The 17,470-nt window shown below is 26.5% G+C and carries 17 protein-coding genes; 1 reads left to right on the top strand and 16 read right to left on the bottom strand.

Translation table 11 applies throughout. The features are described 5' to 3' along the window. Positions 1-5 precede the first annotated feature (5 nt). From dltB to dltD, 3 genes are all read right to left on the bottom strand, one after another. Entirely contained in the window at positions 6-1,187 is a 1,182-nt protein-coding gene (gene dltB, locus INR60_RS03690) for a D-alanyl-lipoteichoic acid biosynthesis protein DltB (protein ID WP_194190122.1), read from the bottom strand. Further along, entirely contained in the window at positions 1,187-2,698 is a 1,512-nt protein-coding gene (gene dltA / locus INR60_RS03685; RefSeq protein WP_194190121.1) for a D-alanine--poly(phosphoribitol) ligase subunit DltA, read from the bottom strand. Before dltA ends, dltB begins: the two co-directional genes overlap by 1 nt. Before the next feature lie 108 nt (positions 2,699-2,806). After that, positions 2,807-4,018 carry a D-alanyl-lipoteichoic acid biosynthesis protein DltD gene (dltD, locus tag INR60_RS03680; RefSeq protein ID WP_194190120.1) on the bottom strand — a complete coding sequence of 404 codons (1,212 nt, stop codon included), beginning with the start codon at positions 4,016-4,018 and terminating at the stop codon, positions 2,807-2,809. A gap of 658 nt (positions 4,019-4,676) precedes the next feature. Here dltD and INR60_RS03675 point away from each other — a divergent pair. Then, positions 4,677-5,480 (top strand): IS1/IS1595 family N-terminal zinc-binding domain-containing protein, encoded by an 804-nt coding sequence (locus INR60_RS03675; RefSeq protein ID WP_194190119.1) that lies wholly within the window; start codon positions 4,677-4,679, stop codon positions 5,478-5,480. Between the two features lie 287 nt (positions 5,481-5,767). On the opposite strand, the gene deoD is transcribed toward INR60_RS03675, so the two are convergent. The 13 genes from deoD to INR60_RS03610 all read right to left on the bottom strand — a co-directional run bounded on the left by deoD (position 5,768) and on the right by INR60_RS03610 (position 17,421). After that, positions 5,768-6,484: a purine-nucleoside phosphorylase gene (gene deoD, locus INR60_RS03670; protein WP_194190118.1), complete on the bottom strand. Its 717-nt coding sequence runs from the start codon at positions 6,482-6,484 to the stop codon at positions 5,768-5,770. A gap of 214 nt (positions 6,485-6,698) precedes the next feature. Beyond that, positions 6,699-7,358, bottom strand: coding sequence for a tRNA (guanosine(46)-N7)-methyltransferase TrmB (trmB, locus tag INR60_RS03665; protein WP_194190117.1), 660 nt, complete (start codon positions 7,356-7,358; stop codon positions 6,699-6,701). Between the two features lie 71 nt (positions 7,359-7,429). Beyond that, positions 7,430-8,206 (bottom strand): putative ABC transporter permease, encoded by a 777-nt coding sequence (locus INR60_RS03660; RefSeq protein WP_194190116.1) that lies wholly within the window; start codon positions 8,204-8,206, stop codon positions 7,430-7,432. 72 nt (positions 8,207-8,278) lie between these two features. Continuing rightward, a complete protein-coding gene (locus INR60_RS03655; protein WP_194190115.1) occupies positions 8,279-9,079 on the bottom strand; it encodes a putative ABC transporter permease in 801 nt (266 codons plus the stop codon). A 167-nt stretch (positions 9,080-9,246) separates the two neighbouring features. Next, entirely contained in the window at positions 9,247-10,095 is an 849-nt protein-coding gene (locus INR60_RS03650; RefSeq protein WP_194190114.1) for a DegV family protein, read from the bottom strand. Between the two features lie 155 nt (positions 10,096-10,250). Further along, the gene (locus INR60_RS03645) at positions 10,251-11,303 is read right to left on the bottom strand and encodes a hypothetical protein (protein WP_194190113.1); all 1,053 of its coding nucleotides are present in this window, start codon (positions 11,301-11,303) and stop codon (positions 10,251-10,253) included. An 11-nt stretch (positions 11,304-11,314) separates the two neighbouring features. Further along, complete coding sequence (locus INR60_RS03640; RefSeq protein WP_194190112.1) at positions 11,315-12,601, bottom strand: PulJ/GspJ family protein; 1,287 nt, start codon at positions 12,599-12,601, stop codon at positions 11,315-11,317. Positions 12,602-12,611: 10 nt separating this feature from the next. Then, positions 12,612-13,181, bottom strand: a complete 570-nt coding sequence (locus INR60_RS03635; protein WP_194190111.1) for a type II secretion system protein — start codon at positions 13,179-13,181, stop codon at positions 12,612-12,614. Beyond that, positions 13,156-13,893 carry a hypothetical protein gene (locus tag INR60_RS03630; protein WP_194190110.1) on the bottom strand — a complete coding sequence of 246 codons (738 nt, stop codon included), beginning with the start codon at positions 13,891-13,893 and terminating at the stop codon, positions 13,156-13,158. The genes INR60_RS03635 and INR60_RS03630 overlap by 26 nt, the downstream gene beginning before the upstream one ends. A gap of 3 nt (positions 13,894-13,896) precedes the next feature. After that, the gene (pilM, locus tag INR60_RS03625) at positions 13,897-15,618 is read right to left on the bottom strand and encodes a pilus assembly protein PilM (protein ID WP_194190109.1); all 1,722 of its coding nucleotides are present in this window, start codon (positions 15,616-15,618) and stop codon (positions 13,897-13,899) included. Between the two features lie 12 nt (positions 15,619-15,630). Beyond that, positions 15,631-16,389: a prepilin peptidase gene (locus INR60_RS03620; RefSeq protein WP_194190108.1), complete on the bottom strand. Its 759-nt coding sequence runs from the start codon at positions 16,387-16,389 to the stop codon at positions 15,631-15,633. Between the two features lie 12 nt (positions 16,390-16,401). Further along, the gene (locus tag INR60_RS17495; protein ID WP_194190107.1) at positions 16,402-16,887 is read right to left on the bottom strand and encodes a prepilin-type N-terminal cleavage/methylation domain-containing protein; all 486 of its coding nucleotides are present in this window, start codon (positions 16,885-16,887) and stop codon (positions 16,402-16,404) included. Between the two features lie 60 nt (positions 16,888-16,947). Then, a complete protein-coding gene (locus tag INR60_RS03610; RefSeq protein ID WP_194190106.1) occupies positions 16,948-17,421 on the bottom strand; it encodes a prepilin-type N-terminal cleavage/methylation domain-containing protein in 474 nt (157 codons plus the stop codon). Between the last annotated feature and the right edge of the window lie 49 nt (positions 17,422-17,470).

The following is a 17,470-nucleotide window of genomic DNA, read 5'->3' as shown; positions in this document are numbered from 1 at the left end:
TTAAATTACTTTAGTAGTGCGAAATATCCTGAGAATAAAAGCATACCAAAGCCTGCTATATGCCATGTTATAAATATTTGTACATAACTAAACCAACGGGCTTTTTTATGTGATTTATAGAATTTAGATTTCTTTTGATATATATCTGTTAAAACTAAAACTAAACCTTCATATACCCCGTATAGTATATAATACCATGTAACTCCATGCCAAAATCCCATTGTAATCATTGTTATCATTTGAGCAACATGTGCTGCTGTAGTTCTCTTTTTGAATCTTTTCTTTCTCATAGAACTAATAACAAATCTTGAGAATATATAATCACCAAACCATCTTGAAAGTGATATGTGCCATCTAGTCCAGAATTCTTTCATATCTTTACTTAAAAATGGTTTATCAAAGTTATCTGGTGCTTTTATACCAAATATATAACTTGTACCTACCGCAAATAAACTGTATCCTCCAAAATCAAAGAATAAGTATAAAGTAAATGAAATCATATATTGGTATGCTCTCATAAATGTGAAATGGTCTGTTGGTATTTTTGAATACCAAAGCGTATTAATTAACAGTGCTATTACAAACTTGTATAAAACACCTTGGAATATTTTAAATAAACCTGGCATTAAATAATCATTTATGTAATCACTTCTTGAAATTTCAGTATCTAAGTCCTTTTCAAATCTTCTAGATCTATCAATGGGACCTGAACTTAATGTTGGGAAGAATAATACAAAGTATAAAAATGTACTCATTTTTATTTCTTTTATTGCACCGTCAAATATTTCTATAACTATTTGTATAACCCTAAAGTTAAAGTAAGATATCCCTATAAAACCTATTACTGTTAATTTAGTTTCAGGAATTATATAATTGAAAAATGGTGATATCTTATTTAAAATTACAGGTAACATTGATCCAAATAGAAATAATCTATATATTATTATGTTATCTGTCTTCTTTCTAACGTATAAGTAACCGTAAACTATAATAAGTTCCCAAATTACAAATATACATAAGAATTTAAATTGTACATTGATTCCTACTATGATTAAAATCATAAAAAGAGTAGCAATCATTCCGTAATATTTAATCTTTTTCTCACAAATACCAAGAATTATTGCTGGTATTGAAGTTAATAAAAGTATATAAAGATACAGATAATCTCCATATTGTGAAAAAGTCATTACATTTCCTCCATTAGTTTCTTTCTATCAATTTTACCATTAGTGTTAATAGGGAAATCTTCAACAATCTTTATACTTCTAGGTACCATGTAAGATTGAATTAATTTTTCTAATTCCTTCTTAATTAGCATTCCATTTTTTAAATTGCTTAAATCATTCTTTTCTTTTAATTCTACTACACCTTGTAAGTATGCAATCTTTTCGTCTTTGTAAACTGGAAGAACAACTGCATTTCTTACATTTGGAACTCTACATAAGTTATTTTCAATATCCTCTATTTCTATTCTAAACCCATTTAGCTTTATTTGGAAATCTTTTCTACCGCAGTAGTATATCTTTCCGTCTATTCTGTATCCAATATCCCCAGCTCTATAAGCTCTTTCGTTATCTTTTGTAGTATAGAATACTTCGTTAGTCTTTTCTGGATTATTAAAATATCCTTTTGAAACCGACTTACCAATCATTATGATTTCGCCTTTTTCTCCATCTTCAACTTCGTTTCCATCTTTATCAACTATTTTTATTTCTATACCATCCATTGCATATCCTATTGGAATACTTTTTTCATCTTCTAAAATTTCATCATCTACATCAATTGCAGTAACTGCAACTGTAGCTTCTGTAGGACCGTACCCGTTCATCATTCTCATTTTAGGGAATCTTCCCATAACTTCTTTAGTTAAATTCTTTGATAAAACTTCTCCTAAAACAATCATAGAATCTAATTCTTTCATCATGTTTTCATTAAAGCTATCTTCATTTAAACATATTCCTACAAATGATGGAGTTGATATCCAAAGGTTTATATTTGAATTACTGAATTGTTCAAATAACTCTTTGAAATTTCCCATAGTTTCTTTTGATAGAGAAAATAATGTTGCACCATTAATTAATCCACCATATAAAGCTATAACCGATACATCAAATGAATAAGAAACTTGATTCATTACAGTCATACCGCTATCATCTATTTTTAAGTAGTCGATTATCCATTTATTAAAGTTATCTAAGTTATTGCTGCTTATTTGAACTCCTTTTGGCTTTCCTGTACTTCCAGAAGTAAATAATATATATGCGTTTTCATCTTCTTTAACATATTTATCACAAGTAATTTCGATGCCTTTATAATCATTTATTATCTTTTTAAGATCTTCTTTATTAATTACTTTTATATCTGTATTAAACTCTTCATTATCTTTATCTGAAAGATTTACTATTACTTTAGGATGAACCTCATCTGAAACTGTTAATACTCTCTCTACTGGGAAAGTAACATCTAAAGGAATATACGCTCTTCCTGATTTTAATGCACCTATCATACAAGGAACTATTAAATTATCTTTATTTCCGTAAATAATTATTGGTGTTTTATCATTATTTATTTCTAAAAGGTAAGCTGCGATAGCTTCTGAAAAATCTTCAAGTTCTTTATAAGATAAATCTTCTCCATCACATTTTAGTGCTATTCTATCAGTATTTGCATATTTTTTTATACTCTTAATAATTTCCATAATTAATACCCTCCAAATTAAAACTCATTATAAATAAATGGTATTTGTTTAAATGGTGTAAAAGTAACTATTATAATTGCAGTTATTATTGCAATTGTCATAATTATACTACCTATTATAAACTTGTCCTTCATTATATTGCTTATAAAGTTTTTCACTGACATCTAACCATCCTCTCGTACCTAAATGCATAACATCTCTTAAATAGTAATCTTCAGTTTCTTTATCTCTTAAATCCATTACTTTAAATCCTTTTTCTTTTGCAAGTTTACCCATAACGTCGTAGAATTCGAATCTTTGTTTTTGTGAAATTCCAGCATAATCGTAATACCAAGGGAAACATGGCATTAATACTACTGTTAAATCAGCACCTTGCTCTTTACAAATATCTAGGAAATATTTATAATCGTCCATCTCTTTAGATTCTAATAAATTTACTCCTTTGTATTTGTTTTTAAGTTTTTTAAGGTTTGGTTTTAAAGTTTTGTTGTAGTAATCTTTATCTAATTTTAAAGGTGCATCCTTAACTCTTTTCTTTGCATCTTTAATAGCTTGTTCTTGTTCTTTCTTCCAGTTAAATGGTTTCTTAAGTTCACTATCTTTAGGTGTTTTATTTTTTAACTTTTTAAGTCTTAAATATAATCTCCCTTTTTCTTTAAGTAAAACTTCTTTTTCTCTTAAGTAAAAATAAGGTTTTAATAATACCTTTTTAACTTTAGCTATTGCAGAATTATCATTATAAAGTTCTGCATATATTTTTTCACTTTTAAACTCACTACTTCCTTCAAGAAGTGTATTTACTCTTTTACATAAAAATTCTTTGCTCTCTTTTGAAATATCTTTATTATCTAAGAAAGTATAAAATTGAATTGGTGAAAATCTACCTTGGAAGTCTCTTGGTGCAACACCTTCTGGGTGAACAAACCATTGTAATGATTCTAAAAGGACAACTTTCTTACCTTTTATATCAGGATTTGTACTACCTAATGTTATTGCATCTTGTAATTGTTGCGTAAATGGTCTACCAATTGTAAATACTTTATCTTTACTTCTATTCGTATTGAAATAACGCGTTGGATGTTGTTTTGTTGCTTTTCTTAAGTCTGAAGCTCCAAGCATCATTATTGAATCTTCTGATAAAAATTTATTATTTATAATAACACCTTTTCCTTTAATGTCTGTTGCATACTCACTCATAAGTGGCACTAAATTTTTATCATTCATCATTTTATTATTTTGATAATCTAAAAATTTATTTAAGCCAAAAGCAAAAGCAATCCCTATTACTATCGGTATTATAAAACATAATATTTTTTTCATACCTTCCTCCTCCCTGAGTCTTAACCTATTAAAATTCCCTTTAAATAATATTACTAATCTTTCCTATAATCAATCAGTATTTTTGTGTATTTTTTAACAAAAAGTAAATAACACCTTAAAAAAACCTAAACTTTATTAAGAATTAGTTTATATAGGCACTAAAAGAGCCTTTTTACCTTGAGAATGATATACCTATTTGTAACTTTTAACGTGAATAATTTACTATTTGTTCATTTTATATTTTAAGAAATTTTGGATTTATTTAATAATTTTTATGTTATATCATTTTTTGCTACTTTTTTCTTCTTTAGCCTTTATTTTTCCATTTAATTACTACATATAGATTATAGTTATCTTGCATGATATTTTCTACTATTCTTACGTTATTGTTATTATTATTAAAATTTGTTTACAAAGTTTGTGTATTTTTGTAATAAATATCTTTAAATAAGCTCTAGATTTATTTTTTCTAGTATGATTTAGTATAATATTTTCTTATATTCCTCTACCTTTATATTAATATATAATAATTCTTACTTTTCCTACAGCATTGTTTTGCTTCTTTGTTGGTATTTTACTAAAATCACATGAATAAAGTCACTTTTTTATGTCCATAATCAAAATAACTAAAAATTTTAGAATTTTTCGAGGTGAGATTATGGTACATACACAGGTTTGTCCCCATTGCGATTCAAAACATTTTATTAAATACGGTAAATATAGGACTGTCCAAAGGTATCAATGTAAAGATTGTCTTAAGACTTTTAATGAAGGAACAGGACTTGTTTGGCATAATACTAGAAAGAGTGTTGAGCTTTGGGATAAATACACTCGTCTTATGCTATCTGGTGCTACTATAAGAGATTGTGCAGGTATATTAAATATCTGCATAGAAACATCTTTTAGATGGAGACATAAGATACTAAAGCATATTGGAACTTATACTGATTCTAGAAGAACCCACATAGTTACAGCTATGAGACATACTAAGTTTTTAGAAAACTTTAAGGGTCAAAAGACTCCCAAAGTTTCCACTATTTCTAGAAGAAAAAATATCTTTGTAGCTACAACTCTTAATAAAAACAATTACTCTCTAGCTAAGATATCTTTTGACTCTATGAGTCCTACAAAAGAATCCATAGATAGCTTATTAGATTCATTTAATCCTTATTTCCTGCCAGGAAAAGATAGATTTTCTTATCTTATATCAAAGAAATTAAACTATGTTCTTCATAAAAAGAAAGAATTAAAAATTTCTAAAGAAGAAAGTGAAATTTTACTTAGTCACTGCTCTGATTTTATTTTATATTTAAGAAGATGGCTTAGAAAATTTAGAAGTGTCGCTACAAAATATCTTCAAGTTTATTTGAATTGGTTTGTTTATATTTACGAAAGTTCTTTTGAAAAACATACTATTTTATCTAATTTAATAAGTTCTATTTTTTGTGTAAAAGTAATTTAAATTCTAATCCTAATATAGGTATCTTTTTATAGCTTGTCCTTTCATAATTTACTTGTCTACTTTTATCTTTTTAGATAGCTTGTCTTCATAATTCTTACTTGTCCAAAACATTAAAAATTTACCCTAGTATAGTGAAAATCCGTTGTACCAATAATATCTCGTAACAATGTTGTAGTTTTTTTAAAAATATAATTTATATATTTAACACCATTACTATTATTTTTAAGATCTTTTATCTTAAAACAAAAAAAAGAACTGATTCAAATCAGTCCTTTTATTTGTATATACTATGCTAATTCTAAAGCAACTTTCATCATGTTTGTGAAAGCTAATTGTCTCTCTTCTGCAGTTGTTAATTCTCCAGTGAAAGGACAATCTGAAATTGTAAGTATGCAAAGTGCATTAACTCCTGCTCTTGCAGCATTCATGTAAAGACCTGCTGATTCCATTTCAACAGCTAGTACACCCATCTTTTGCCATGCTTTTAATCCATCTAGTCCGCTTTCTCCGTAGAATACGTCACTTGATAAGATGTTACCAACTTTAACGTTTACTCCTAAATCTCTAGCTGAGTTAACTGCTTTTTCTACTAAATCGTAGCTTGCTATAGGAGCAAAAGTTCCTGGTAAGTTATATTGACTTGCAAAGTTTGAATCAGTACAAGATCCCATTCCAATTACTACATCGTGTAATTTTAAAGTAGGGTCTATAGCTCCAGCTGATCCTATTCTGATAAGATTTTTAACTCCGTAAAAATGTATTAATTCATATGAGTAAATTCCTATTGATGGAATTCCCATTCCTGTTCCTTGAACTGAGATTCTTTTACCTTTATATGTTCCTGTATATCCAAGCATTCCTCTAACAGTGTTATATTGAACAGGATTTTCTAAGAAAGTTTCAGCTATAAATTTAGCTCTTAGTGGATCTCCTGGTAATAAGACTGTTTCAGCAATGTCACCTTTCTTCGCGTTGTTGTGTGGTGTTGGTGTTAAATTTTTCATAATATAATTCCTCCTTTGTGGTATGCCTTATTATAACATATCCTCAAATTTAATGTAAAGGGTTTCTGAATATCTATCATATCATTTTCATAATAAAAATTTATGTTTTCATAGATTTACGTCCTATTTTCTTTAAAATTCTTTCATATTCTTAAAACTAAAATTATTTAAGCTAAACCTTATTTTCAAAGAAAAAAAGGTGATAAATCACCTTTTAAACATTTTTAGCTATTAAGAACTTTGTCTTTATACCTTTTTTAGTGAACATTTCTTCGTGTTCTGTAGTTACATTTCCTTCATAATCACTATTATGAAGATCATATGTAATATAAGTTAACTCAAAGCCTTCTTCTTTAAAATACTCTAAAGATTCCTCGAATAATTCGTCATCATCAGTTTTAAAGTATATCTCTCCACCTGACTTTAAAAACTTTTTATAGTTTTTTAGTTGTCTATTATGAGTTAATCTTCTTTTTTTATGTCTATCTTTTGGCCAAGGATTACAGAAGTTTATATAAATTCTACTTATTTCATCTTCTTCCCCTAACATATTTTCAATAAGGGCAATTTCTTGTGCCATAAGCTTAATATTATCTATTTCTTCTCTGTTTCTTTCTTTGAAACCTTCTTCAATATTTCTCTTTGCAAGTACTAATACTTCGTCTTTAATATCTATAGCCATATAGTTTATATCTTTATTTTCTGAAGCATGCACAGCCATAAATGTCCCTTTACCACAACCAAGTTCTAAGTAAATTGGATTTTTTCTTTTAAAACTATCATTCCATTTACCTTTATACTCATTAGTGTTAGAAACAAAAAAATCACATGACTCTAGTTCTGGTCTAGCCCATGGCTTTTTTCTCATTCTCATATAGTTCACTCCGTTTTCTAAATATTCTATATTATTATAACTATTAAGATTATTTTTAACAACTAAATTCGCTATTTTTTAAGTGATTCTTTTAAATCTTGTAATCCCTTATTATCAAATTTATGTTTTGAATGAGAAAATGTTTGTAATAATCTTTTATACTTATAACTATCATTTAAATTATCCTTTAATTTTAGCATATTCTTTTTAGCTTCTGCACTTTTAACTTCATTTTGAATTTTAATTAATTCTTCATTTGCATAACTCTTAATTGAAACACCTAACTTTTCTAGTTCTAATCTTACATCTTTTAAAGATTTTAATTTTTCTTTTAAGTTTAATAAATGAATAATAGTAAGAGTACCATCTATAACAAATATAATAAAAATTCCATTTGATAATTTTAATTGTAAATATGAAGGAATAATATTTATAAGTTCTATAACTTTCGGATTTATTACTTCTAAAAGTACAACTGATAATAATCCAAAAAGAGTTGAGTTAAGTAAACAAACTCTACCATTTAAATTGAATTTATAAGTAGAATAATCCCACCATTTCATATGAAATGCCTTTTCTAAAACAAATGAAGTTATATATTCTAATATGGATGTTAAAAGCATTCCCATTATAAAGACTAAAAATATATTGTTTTCAAAATAACTTAGAGAAAAAATTACAATTAAAGCACCAGTTCCATATATAGGACAAACGGGCCCATATAAGAATCCTCTATATGTAAACTTCTTATCGATAATAAAACAATATATAGTTTCAGCTAACCACCCTAAAAAACTATATATTGTAAAATATAAAATAATATTGTTATGATTATAAATTTCTAACAACAAAACACCTCCTAAAATAATGTACAACTTTAATTATACTATTTAGGAGGTTTCATTTTTTTTAGTTTTCTGTTAATTTTTGTTTTTCCAATAATCTTGAATACTTTCTTTCATCTTTTTAAATTGATCTGAATACTCTTTTGATTTTAAATCTGGGAAAGCTTTTATTATTCTGTTTTGTATACTTGATTTTAATCTAAAATCCTTAAAATTATTATATCCGTCTTCTATTTTTGATTTTATATTTATAAAATCTTTAAAACTAGATACCTTAATAAAAGCTCTGTTAAATTCAATGTCATTAAGTTTTTCAACATTTATTCCAAACCTTTTAAACTCTTTAAACATACCGTTAATCTTGCTTAACATATCATTCATATCAATTAAAGATATAATAGTTAAAACTAAATCTACTATAAATATTATAACTATAATTACTGATAATATAGTTTTTAACTCTAAGCTTAAAAGATCAACCTTTGCTACTATAAATGGATTTAATATTTCTATTAAGAATAATGAAAGAAACCCAAAAATAACTGAGTTTAAAACACATATTCTTCCTTTATAATTCAGTTTATAATTTGAATAATCCCACCACTTCAAATTAAAAGCTTTTTCTAGGATAACCGCTGTTAAGTATTCTAACGCTGTAGTTAATACTATAGAAGAAATAAACAGTTCAATATAATGACCTTTTAAGTTCCCTAAAATAAGTATTACAAACATAGATCCAAATCCATACACAGGACATACAGGACCATTTAAAAATCCTCTATTTACCCAAACTTTATCTATTGCAGCACAATAAATACATTCGCATATCCATCCTAGTATGCTGTATATAGTAAAATATAATATTACTTCTTGCATTTTTATCTCCCCATACTTTATCTTTATAACTTAATAATACACTCTTTTAAAATTATTTTCAAAAAATTTATATTTAACTATTCAAATTATGTTTTTAAAAGATATATGCTTATCCTTATTTGAAATTTAAATTGTTTTAATTTCCTATACGAAAAAAGAAAGCGAAATTATTCGCTCTCTTCATATATACATAATCCTAAAGCACCTGGTCCTGTGTGAATACCCATAGCCGGACCTATACTTTCAATTGAAATTTCAGTTATATTGTTATAATCCTTTACACTTTCATAAAAGCTTTCTACTTCACTTCTACAGTGTCCATCTAAAACCCAGACTCTGCACTTACCTTTATCTAAATACGAAGTTAAAATATCCTTCATTTTAGATATAGCTTTCTTTCTTCCTCTAGCCTTTTTGTAGTTGTAAAGTTCTCCGTCATCATCAGATGATACTATAGGTTTAAGGTGCAATATTTCTCCAATAGTTCCAGCAACCTTTCCTATTCTTCCACCTTTTGTTAAAAACTCAAGTGTATCAAATGTTATATACCCGTGAGTTCTTTTTCTTATATCTTCCATAGAATTTAAAATATATTCTAAATCTTTTCCTGAATTAATTAGCTTAGCTATTTCTAAAACTATTACCCCTTGAGGATAACCTAATGTTCTAGTATCAAAAAAGTGATAATCTAATTCTGGATGAGACTCACAAACAAGCCTTACACTATTATATGTTCCAGATAACTTACTTGAAACTGTAGCTACTATTACGTCTGTATATCCTTCACTTTTTAATCTTTCTATTACTTTTTCTGTGTTGTGTAAATCAGGTAATGAAGTTGTAGGAACTTCAACTTTTAAACTTTCAAACATCTCCGAAGAAGATAATGTAATCTTGTCCAAAAATTCTTTATCCTTATATACTATCCTAAGTGGTAACATCTCTATATTGTATTCTTCAATTGTTTTTAAATCTAAATCACAACTACTATCAGTCATTATTGCAATTTTTTTCAAAACCCAACCCCTCCATTTCTGTGATTAAACTATATCACACAATTATTCATATAACAACATATTTTTACAATTTAACATATTGTTAAATGTATGTATATTCTTTATATTTGATATGAATTATCCGTATACATTTTAATTTTATTAAATAAATTTTATTAAATAAATTTTTTTAAATATTCTTTTACTTCGTCATAATAAGCGTTATCGAAATAAGTATTGTAATTTAGATTTCCATTTATTATCATTCCATTATCTGTTATCATATTTGATTTATGAAATTCTCCATTTGAAGTATCACTTATAATAAATTTGTTTTTTGCATAAATAAAGCATTCTGAAAATAGCTTTGTTCTATTTAGATTTATATTACCATTTGAGAGTATAAGTCTTCTATCTCCACTAAGCTTTACTATAGCGCCACAATTTTCTTTTAAGTCTTCTTTTGTTATATCTCCTATATCTTTAAAATTCAGATCATCATCTCCATTTAATAGTGCTACTGTGCCTTTTCTATAATTTCTTATATATAAATAGCTATCCTCAAACTCACTATCACTCCCTGAAATATTAATATCTCCCTTCTTTAATTTTAGGTTTAATCCCTTAGACCTCTCTTCACCTTCTTTATTTAAATTTTTATTATTATAAGTAAAATTCCCATTCCCCTTTAAATAAGAATCTGCATCCCCATAATAGTTTGCTATATTTATAGTTGTTCCTGTAATTGCAACTGGTGCTCTATAATTAAATTCTACTTTTCCATTATTCAGTATTGAAATACCAGCTGCGCTTTTCATAAATAAATCTATATCATTTTCATTATTAGACTCATTTTTCTTAACATTTATAAATGTAGTTTCTTTTGCTTCATAACCAGTTTCTTTAAATTTAGATATCGCTTCAATTTTATATTTAGTATCTGTTTCTTTACCTATCTTTATATCTAAAGAAAAGCCGTCTAATTTATCATTTAAGGAATTTAAAACCCTCTTTGATATATCTTCTTCCTTTGTATTTCCTTTTATATATTCAAATTCTGCCTCATTTATAGCTGATTTTGCTAAAGCCTCTGTTTTAATTTTATTTATAGCGATATTATTAGTTTTACTCGTGCCTTTAACATAAGTAAATACTGCTATTGCTGTAATTGATAACGCAAAAAGAATTCCAAGCACCACTACTAAAGTAGAACCCTTCTTTTTTTTCAAAGATACCACCTCTAATCGTCTTTGAACTTAGCAAAATCGTTTATAGCTTTTTTTGTTAAGTCCTTATTTATATAATAATCTAAATCATAATTGTTACTTCCTAAAATATACACTCCTCTTGAATAATTATTTATACTTATCCCATTGTTAGCTATAACTTCGAAAATTCCATTAGTAGCTCTTATTGCACAATTATTAAAATTAACACTTCCATCACTTACTATAACTATATTCTGAAGATTTAGTGTATTTTTAGCATCAACACCATAAAACCCACCAATATAATCACCATATGAAACTATATTTAAATCTCCACCTACTATAATTATTATGTTATCATAATTTAATTTTCTTACTATCCCTACAACATTCTCCTTTTCTACTCCATTTAAACTTTGCCTAAATTGAGCATATCCATTTCTGTTTATAATATAAATATCTTCATTATAAAGACTATTTCTAACGTAATTTAAACTTTTAGCATCAATAGTTGTAGTTTTTTCTATATTTAAATTTGGTATAGGATTGTATGAGTTACTTTTATTTAAAGTTAAATCATCACTATTATGGTAATGAATATTTATACTTCTATACAATTCCCTCTCACTTAAATTGTTTACTGTAAAGGTAGATTCGAAAATATCACCATAAGATCTAAAATTAATATCACTACTATCTAAAATATTAAAATTACTCATTTTTATATTTTGAGGATTCCAGCTATCTTCATCCTCTTCTTCCCCATCTACATTTAAAGTTATCTCACTTTTGTTGTTTACATCTATTGTAAAATCATAACTTTTTCCTTCTTTTCCTTTTTTGAATGAAACATTGCAAGCTAAATATTCGCTACTACTAACTTCTTTTTTTAGCTTTTTAATAGTTATCTCTACTATATCTTTAGATATTGTACTTTTTTCACTTATAGTTAGTTTCAAAGGCTCTTCATTTGTTATACTATTTATTTTTGCCTTAATTAGGTTATAGGTATCTCCTGACTTTTCTTTATAAATAATAAATTTACCATCGTTATTTTTATATATAAGAAGGGAATTTACATTACCTTCACCTTCTATATTAACTTCTTTTTTATAAATCTTAACTTTTTCAGAGTCTTTTAAAGACCTTTTTAGACCATCAAAAGTTCTTCTGTATTCATTTTGTATGTCTGCTTTATCTTTAGTTTGATTTGCAGTCTTTACTCCACTTACATAGATTCCTCCTATCATAAGTAAAATGGTAGAAGTTATTGCAAGTACTGCTATTAATTCAACTAAAGTAAATCCTTTCTTTTTCATATCTCCCCTCCTAACTATTAGGACGTAAGATTATATAATCTTCATCGATTATTTTTTCTTTATCGTTTGATAAATCTATATTGTTATTAGTATCACCATTATAGTAAAACTCTAAAGGTTTCTTTAAGACTACTACTTTAACAAATGCTTTGTATAAGATATTATTTGAATTTTTAGAATCTTCTTCTAACCTTTTTATTTTTATATTAATAATATATTTTATTTTATTTTTTTCAGATTGATTTTTAGTGTAATATCTATTGCCTGAAGTATAAATTGCATATGGTTCTTTTAAACCATTTAAAATCATTTCAGTAATATCGTTACTGCTAGTACACTCTAATGTTATATCCTTATTTAAAAACATATCTATTCCTTTGTTATCTAAACTAAATAAAATATTATTAACATCATTTAATACAGTTGCATTAGTTATCTTCATATTAGTGTTATCTTCGCTTTTTTTAGATGTTATTATAATTTGAGTTACAGCTACAAGTAATATTGAAATTATTGCAAGTGATGCAACAACTTCAACTAAAGAATATCCCTTTTTAATTGAAATAATCTTTTTTACCATATGTACCTTTATTAAAATCATACTTTTCATTTTTAAAATAACTCAAATTATAATATTCTAAATTTATAATTGCATTTATGCTATTAACATTTTTCATTCCGTCATCATTTTTATTTATTTGAACATTTATTATATTCATAAGCCTCTTATCTTCTTCTAAGTAATTAATAAACTTTAATAAATTCTCATAGCTACAATTAAGAGTTAAATTTACACTATTTGTAACTATATTTTCTTCTGAATTTTCTTTTTTAGGCTCACTTTGCACCTTCGTATTTTCTAAAAGTAAATCATCGTCTGTGTTTTCTTTATTTTCTAAACTTTTTCCATCACTAAAGTTAACTGTAGTAAGTGTAACTCCAGATGCATCTGAATAATCAATATAATCTTTTATTATTTCTGCTTGTTTTTCAGTTTTTGGAAAGCTTACTAGTTTTTTATTGTATTCTATATTTACTCTATTTAGTTCCTTTTGTAAGTTTTCTTTATTTATAATAGTATTACTTACTTTTCTTTTTTCAGATGTTAATTTCTTAACCTCACTTACATAACCATCATTTTTTTTAGATAAAGGCATAATAAGTACTTCTTCAAAAATTATAAAGGTAAAAATTAAAACACTAATAAAAAGAAGGTATTTTTCTCTTTTATTTAACTTTTTCAAGTAATTAAAAAACTTATTTTCTTTTTTAATTTTTTCTTCTTTTTTCATGTCCTACTCCTTTATATTAATGATAAATTCTATTTTTTCTATAGTCTTTGGTGCACTTGCTTCTTTTATAGCTTTTTTAACTTCTTCTTTTTTAGTAGAGTCATCTTTTTTATCCTTACTTTCTTCTTTATCTTTGCTATTATCTTTTTCTTTAATTTTTTCTGAATCTTCTGGTGCTTTAACTTCTGAATTTTCTGTTTCTTCCACAGTATTTATAGATAAAACCTCAGCGTTTTTATACTCTTTACTCATTTGTAAATTTGCTAAAAATACAGCTACATCTTCTTTTGTTTTTGCGTATCCATTTAAAGTTATAAGTGCTTTATTATAAGTTGCTGACTCCACAGTTATACCTTGCGGAACATATTTTGAAATATTACCTATATAATCTTTAAAATCAAATTTACTTTCAAGAGCTGAAACTTTATCTATAAATTGCTTTTTACTATCTATCTGATCTTTTATTTCTGTAAATCCTTCGCTTTGCTCTTTCAAATTAGAGATTTGTTCTTTTAAATTACTGCTCTCATCTCGTAAAGATACATTATCAAAATAAAGTGTTCCTGCATTAATTATTAAAACTAATATAACTGCAATATATATAACTAAAAGATTCCTACTTTCTTTATCTTTTAAACTTTCTTCAATAACTTTTGGGTTTAGGTTTAATCTTTTTTTATTTTTATGTCTTTTTAAAAATAATCCATATAAAGGCATAAATCTTCCATATTTATTATCAGAATTTTTTATCTTTATTCCTATATCGCTAGGATTTCTAACTAAAAGAGTTTCTATATCAAAATAACGGCTAATATATTTTATTTCAGATTCACTTAAATCAAGAGTTGAAAAAATAACCATTTTGTTTACTACTTTCTCACCCTTACCAGAACTATAAAACTTTATAGTTTTATTTACTATAGATAGAAATTGATTGAAAGTCTCTTCAAGCTTTGGATACATCTTAAAAAGTATATCTACATTATTTCCTTCTATCCTTAAGTCCCTACTGTAAAACTCTAAATTTTCCTTACTATCAATCCCCGCCTCTTCTCTATATTTTTGAATATCTTTAATTATGTTTTTAAAACCAAAAGGAATATTTCTATCTAATTTAAAGATTCCCTTATCAGTTATAGATACATTACAAAAAGTGTATCCAAAATAAAATGTAGCTATAGTCTCTTCTTCTAAGTTTAAATTACTCTTTTGAATAACCTTATTTATAGTATTTGTTAAAATATCAATAGCTGCTACCTTTTTAGATAACATATTAGAAAGTTCAATCATCTTATCTATCTTTGCTTTAGTACAAGCTGCTACTAGAACATCTAATACCTTAGTTTTTTCAACTTTTTTTTCATTAATTACTTCATAATCTATATAATAATCTTCTTCATTTACAAGAAGTTCCTTTAATTCAAATTCAACAGTTTTTCTAAGAGATAAATTTTTCATCTTTGGAATCTCTAGATATCTTGATACAACATCGCTTCCAAAAACAACAAAAGAAATCTCCTTTTCTTTTATATCGTGTTCTCCAAAATATTTAAGTAAAATATCTGAAATTTTTAAAGTATCTAATATGATTCCGTCTTCGCACAAGCCTTTTTCTAAAGGTATAGTGTCTTTTAATTTAATTTTTCTAGTATTTCCGACTATTATATCTATAAAATCATCCTTCAAGCATAAAACTATGCTCGATTCGTTTCCTAGCTTAATCATTTTGCCCCTCCTCTATAGTATTAAGTTTAAGTAAAGCTGTATAATTTGATTTCCAAAAATAATTGCAGTAAAAACCCCAAAGGCTATAAATGGTACGAAAGGAATATGCATTTTTCTCTTCCCTAAAAGCATTAAAATAATTGCTAAAACTCCACCATATATTATTGAAAGAAAAATACTAAGTAATATAAGTTTCGGACTTAAATAAAGAGCAGAAAATAAATAAACTTCTAAATCACCTAGTCCAAACCCATCATACTTTTTAGATACTATATAAACTAATCCCATAATTAAAAGAGGTATTAAAATAGATAAAACCTTAACCTTTAAATCAGATCCCTTTAAAATATCTAAAACGCTAAATATTATCCCCCCAACAAAGCCTGCCATAGAGACTTTAAAGTATACTTCCATAGTGTTTATATCAATCATCGAAGAAATAATTAATATAGAACAAAGAAAAATATATTTTAAACTCTCTACAGAAAATCCAAACCTTAAAAATATAATTAAATATACTATTCCAGTTAAAAGTTCCACAAACGGATATATAGGACTTATCTTTTCCTTGCACCCTCTACACTTTCCCCCTTGGAAAATATAACTTAAAATCGGTACTAATTCATATGGCTTTAATACTCTGCCACAATTTGTGCAATGTGATGCAGGATACGTTATGCTTTCCTCTCTTGGTATTCTATAAATACAAACATTAAAGAAACTCCCAAACACTATTCCTAATATAAATATTAAAGCCATAATAATTATCATTTTCTAATTCTCCTAACTCATATAATCCTGCCAGTACTTATAAACATCATCACTTGATTTTTCTGTTATAATTCCATCTGAATCTACTTTAATAAGTTCAGCAGGTGCTTGTACAACTGCCTCTATTCTTCCAAAGCTTCCTAATCTTTTAGTGAGATTTTCTATATCGTTATCTGGTTTAATTAACTTATCCTTGATTAGTAAATCTAAAATTTTTTCTGAATTTACATATTGTAATGCAACCCAATCGGTATATTTTCTATCTTTGTCTTGAGATTCTAATTGTTTTTTTATCGGATCTATAAGGTCGCTTAACTTTCCATCATTATATGCAGCTTGTGTTGCGTCATAAATAATTTTACAATTTGTTTTAACCGCTACTTCTTTAGATTTAGTTACATATGTAATTACCTTTGGAACTGCAACTGCTGCTAGTATTGCAAGTATTGCAACTACAGCTATAAGTTCTATAAGAGTAAAACCTTTCTTTTTTTTCATAAATTTCTCCCCCTATAAAAAGGCTGCCTAAAAGACAGCCTTATTAAATTTTATGAGATTTTATTTGCCTGCATTATTAGTACTAGGAGTAGTTTTACTTGTTGTAGCCACTTCTAAGCCTTGATATACTCCTTGGCTGTCTACTTGAATTCTAGATTGGTCAGCATCTACTACATCTTGTAATTTTTGCATTGTATCATTTGCTAAAGTTCCTAATTTACTTGTATCAACATTATTTAGTAACTTATCATTTTTTAATTCTGTTATTACTGTATTAACGTTAGCAGCCTCAAAAGCTTTTTCCTTTTCAGCTCCTGTTCCTTTTACAGCATCTAAAGTTCCATCATTATAAGCTGCCTCTGCTGCGTTATATATTGTTGAAGCTGTAGTTTGGACAGCTACTCTTTTTGATTTATTTACATATTCTATAACTCTTGGAACTGCAACTGCTGCTAGTATTGCAAGTATTGCAACTACTGCTATAAGTTCAATTAATGTAAATCCTTTTTTCTTTCTCTTTTTAAGTGTATTCATTTTAATTCCTCCTAATTGTTTTTATTTATGTTAAGGTTAAAAATCCTTA

This window comes from Clostridium chrysemydis (assembly GCF_015234215.1).
GTDB classification, from domain to species: domain Bacteria; phylum Bacillota; class Clostridia; order Clostridiales; family Clostridiaceae; genus Clostridium; species Clostridium chrysemydis.
This window is presented reverse-complemented; position numbering and strand designations above follow the sequence as displayed.

Coding starts and splice junctions, on each gene's coding strand:
- dltB (WP_194190122.1), bottom strand. CDS start 1,187: ATGACTTTTTCACAATATGGAGATTATCTGTATCTTTATATACTTTTA.
- dltA (WP_194190121.1), bottom strand. CDS start 2,698: ATGGAAATTATTAAGAGTATAAAAAAATATGCAAATACTGATAGAATA.
- dltD (WP_194190120.1), bottom strand. CDS start 4,018: ATGAAAAAAATATTATGTTTTATAATACCGATAGTAATAGGGATTGCT.
- INR60_RS03675 (WP_194190119.1), top strand. CDS start 4,677: ATGGTACATACACAGGTTTGTCCCCATTGCGATTCAAAACATTTTATT.
- deoD (WP_194190118.1), bottom strand. CDS start 6,484: ATGAAAAATTTAACACCAACACCACACAACAACGCGAAGAAAGGTGAC.
- trmB (WP_194190117.1), bottom strand. CDS start 7,358: ATGAGAATGAGAAAAAAGCCATGGGCTAGACCAGAACTAGAGTCATGT.
- INR60_RS03655 (WP_194190115.1), bottom strand. CDS start 9,079: ATGCAAGAAGTAATATTATATTTTACTATATACAGCATACTAGGATGG.
- INR60_RS03640 (WP_194190112.1), bottom strand. CDS start 12,601: ATGAAAAAGAAAGGATTTACTTTAGTTGAATTAATAGCAGTACTTGCA.
- INR60_RS03635 (WP_194190111.1), bottom strand. CDS start 13,181: ATGGTAAAAAAGATTATTTCAATTAAAAAGGGATATTCTTTAGTTGAA.
- INR60_RS03630 (WP_194190110.1), bottom strand. CDS start 13,893: ATGAAAAAAGAAGAAAAAATTAAAAAAGAAAATAAGTTTTTTAATTAC.
- pilM (WP_194190109.1), bottom strand. CDS start 15,618: ATGATTAAGCTAGGAAACGAATCGAGCATAGTTTTATGCTTGAAGGAT.
- INR60_RS03620 (WP_194190108.1), bottom strand. CDS start 16,389: ATGATAATTATTATGGCTTTAATATTTATATTAGGAATAGTGTTTGGG.
- INR60_RS17495 (WP_194190107.1), bottom strand. CDS start 16,887: ATGAAAAAAAAGAAAGGTTTTACTCTTATAGAACTTATAGCTGTAGTT.
- INR60_RS03610 (WP_194190106.1), bottom strand. CDS start 17,421: ATGAATACACTTAAAAAGAGAAAGAAAAAAGGATTTACATTAATTGAA.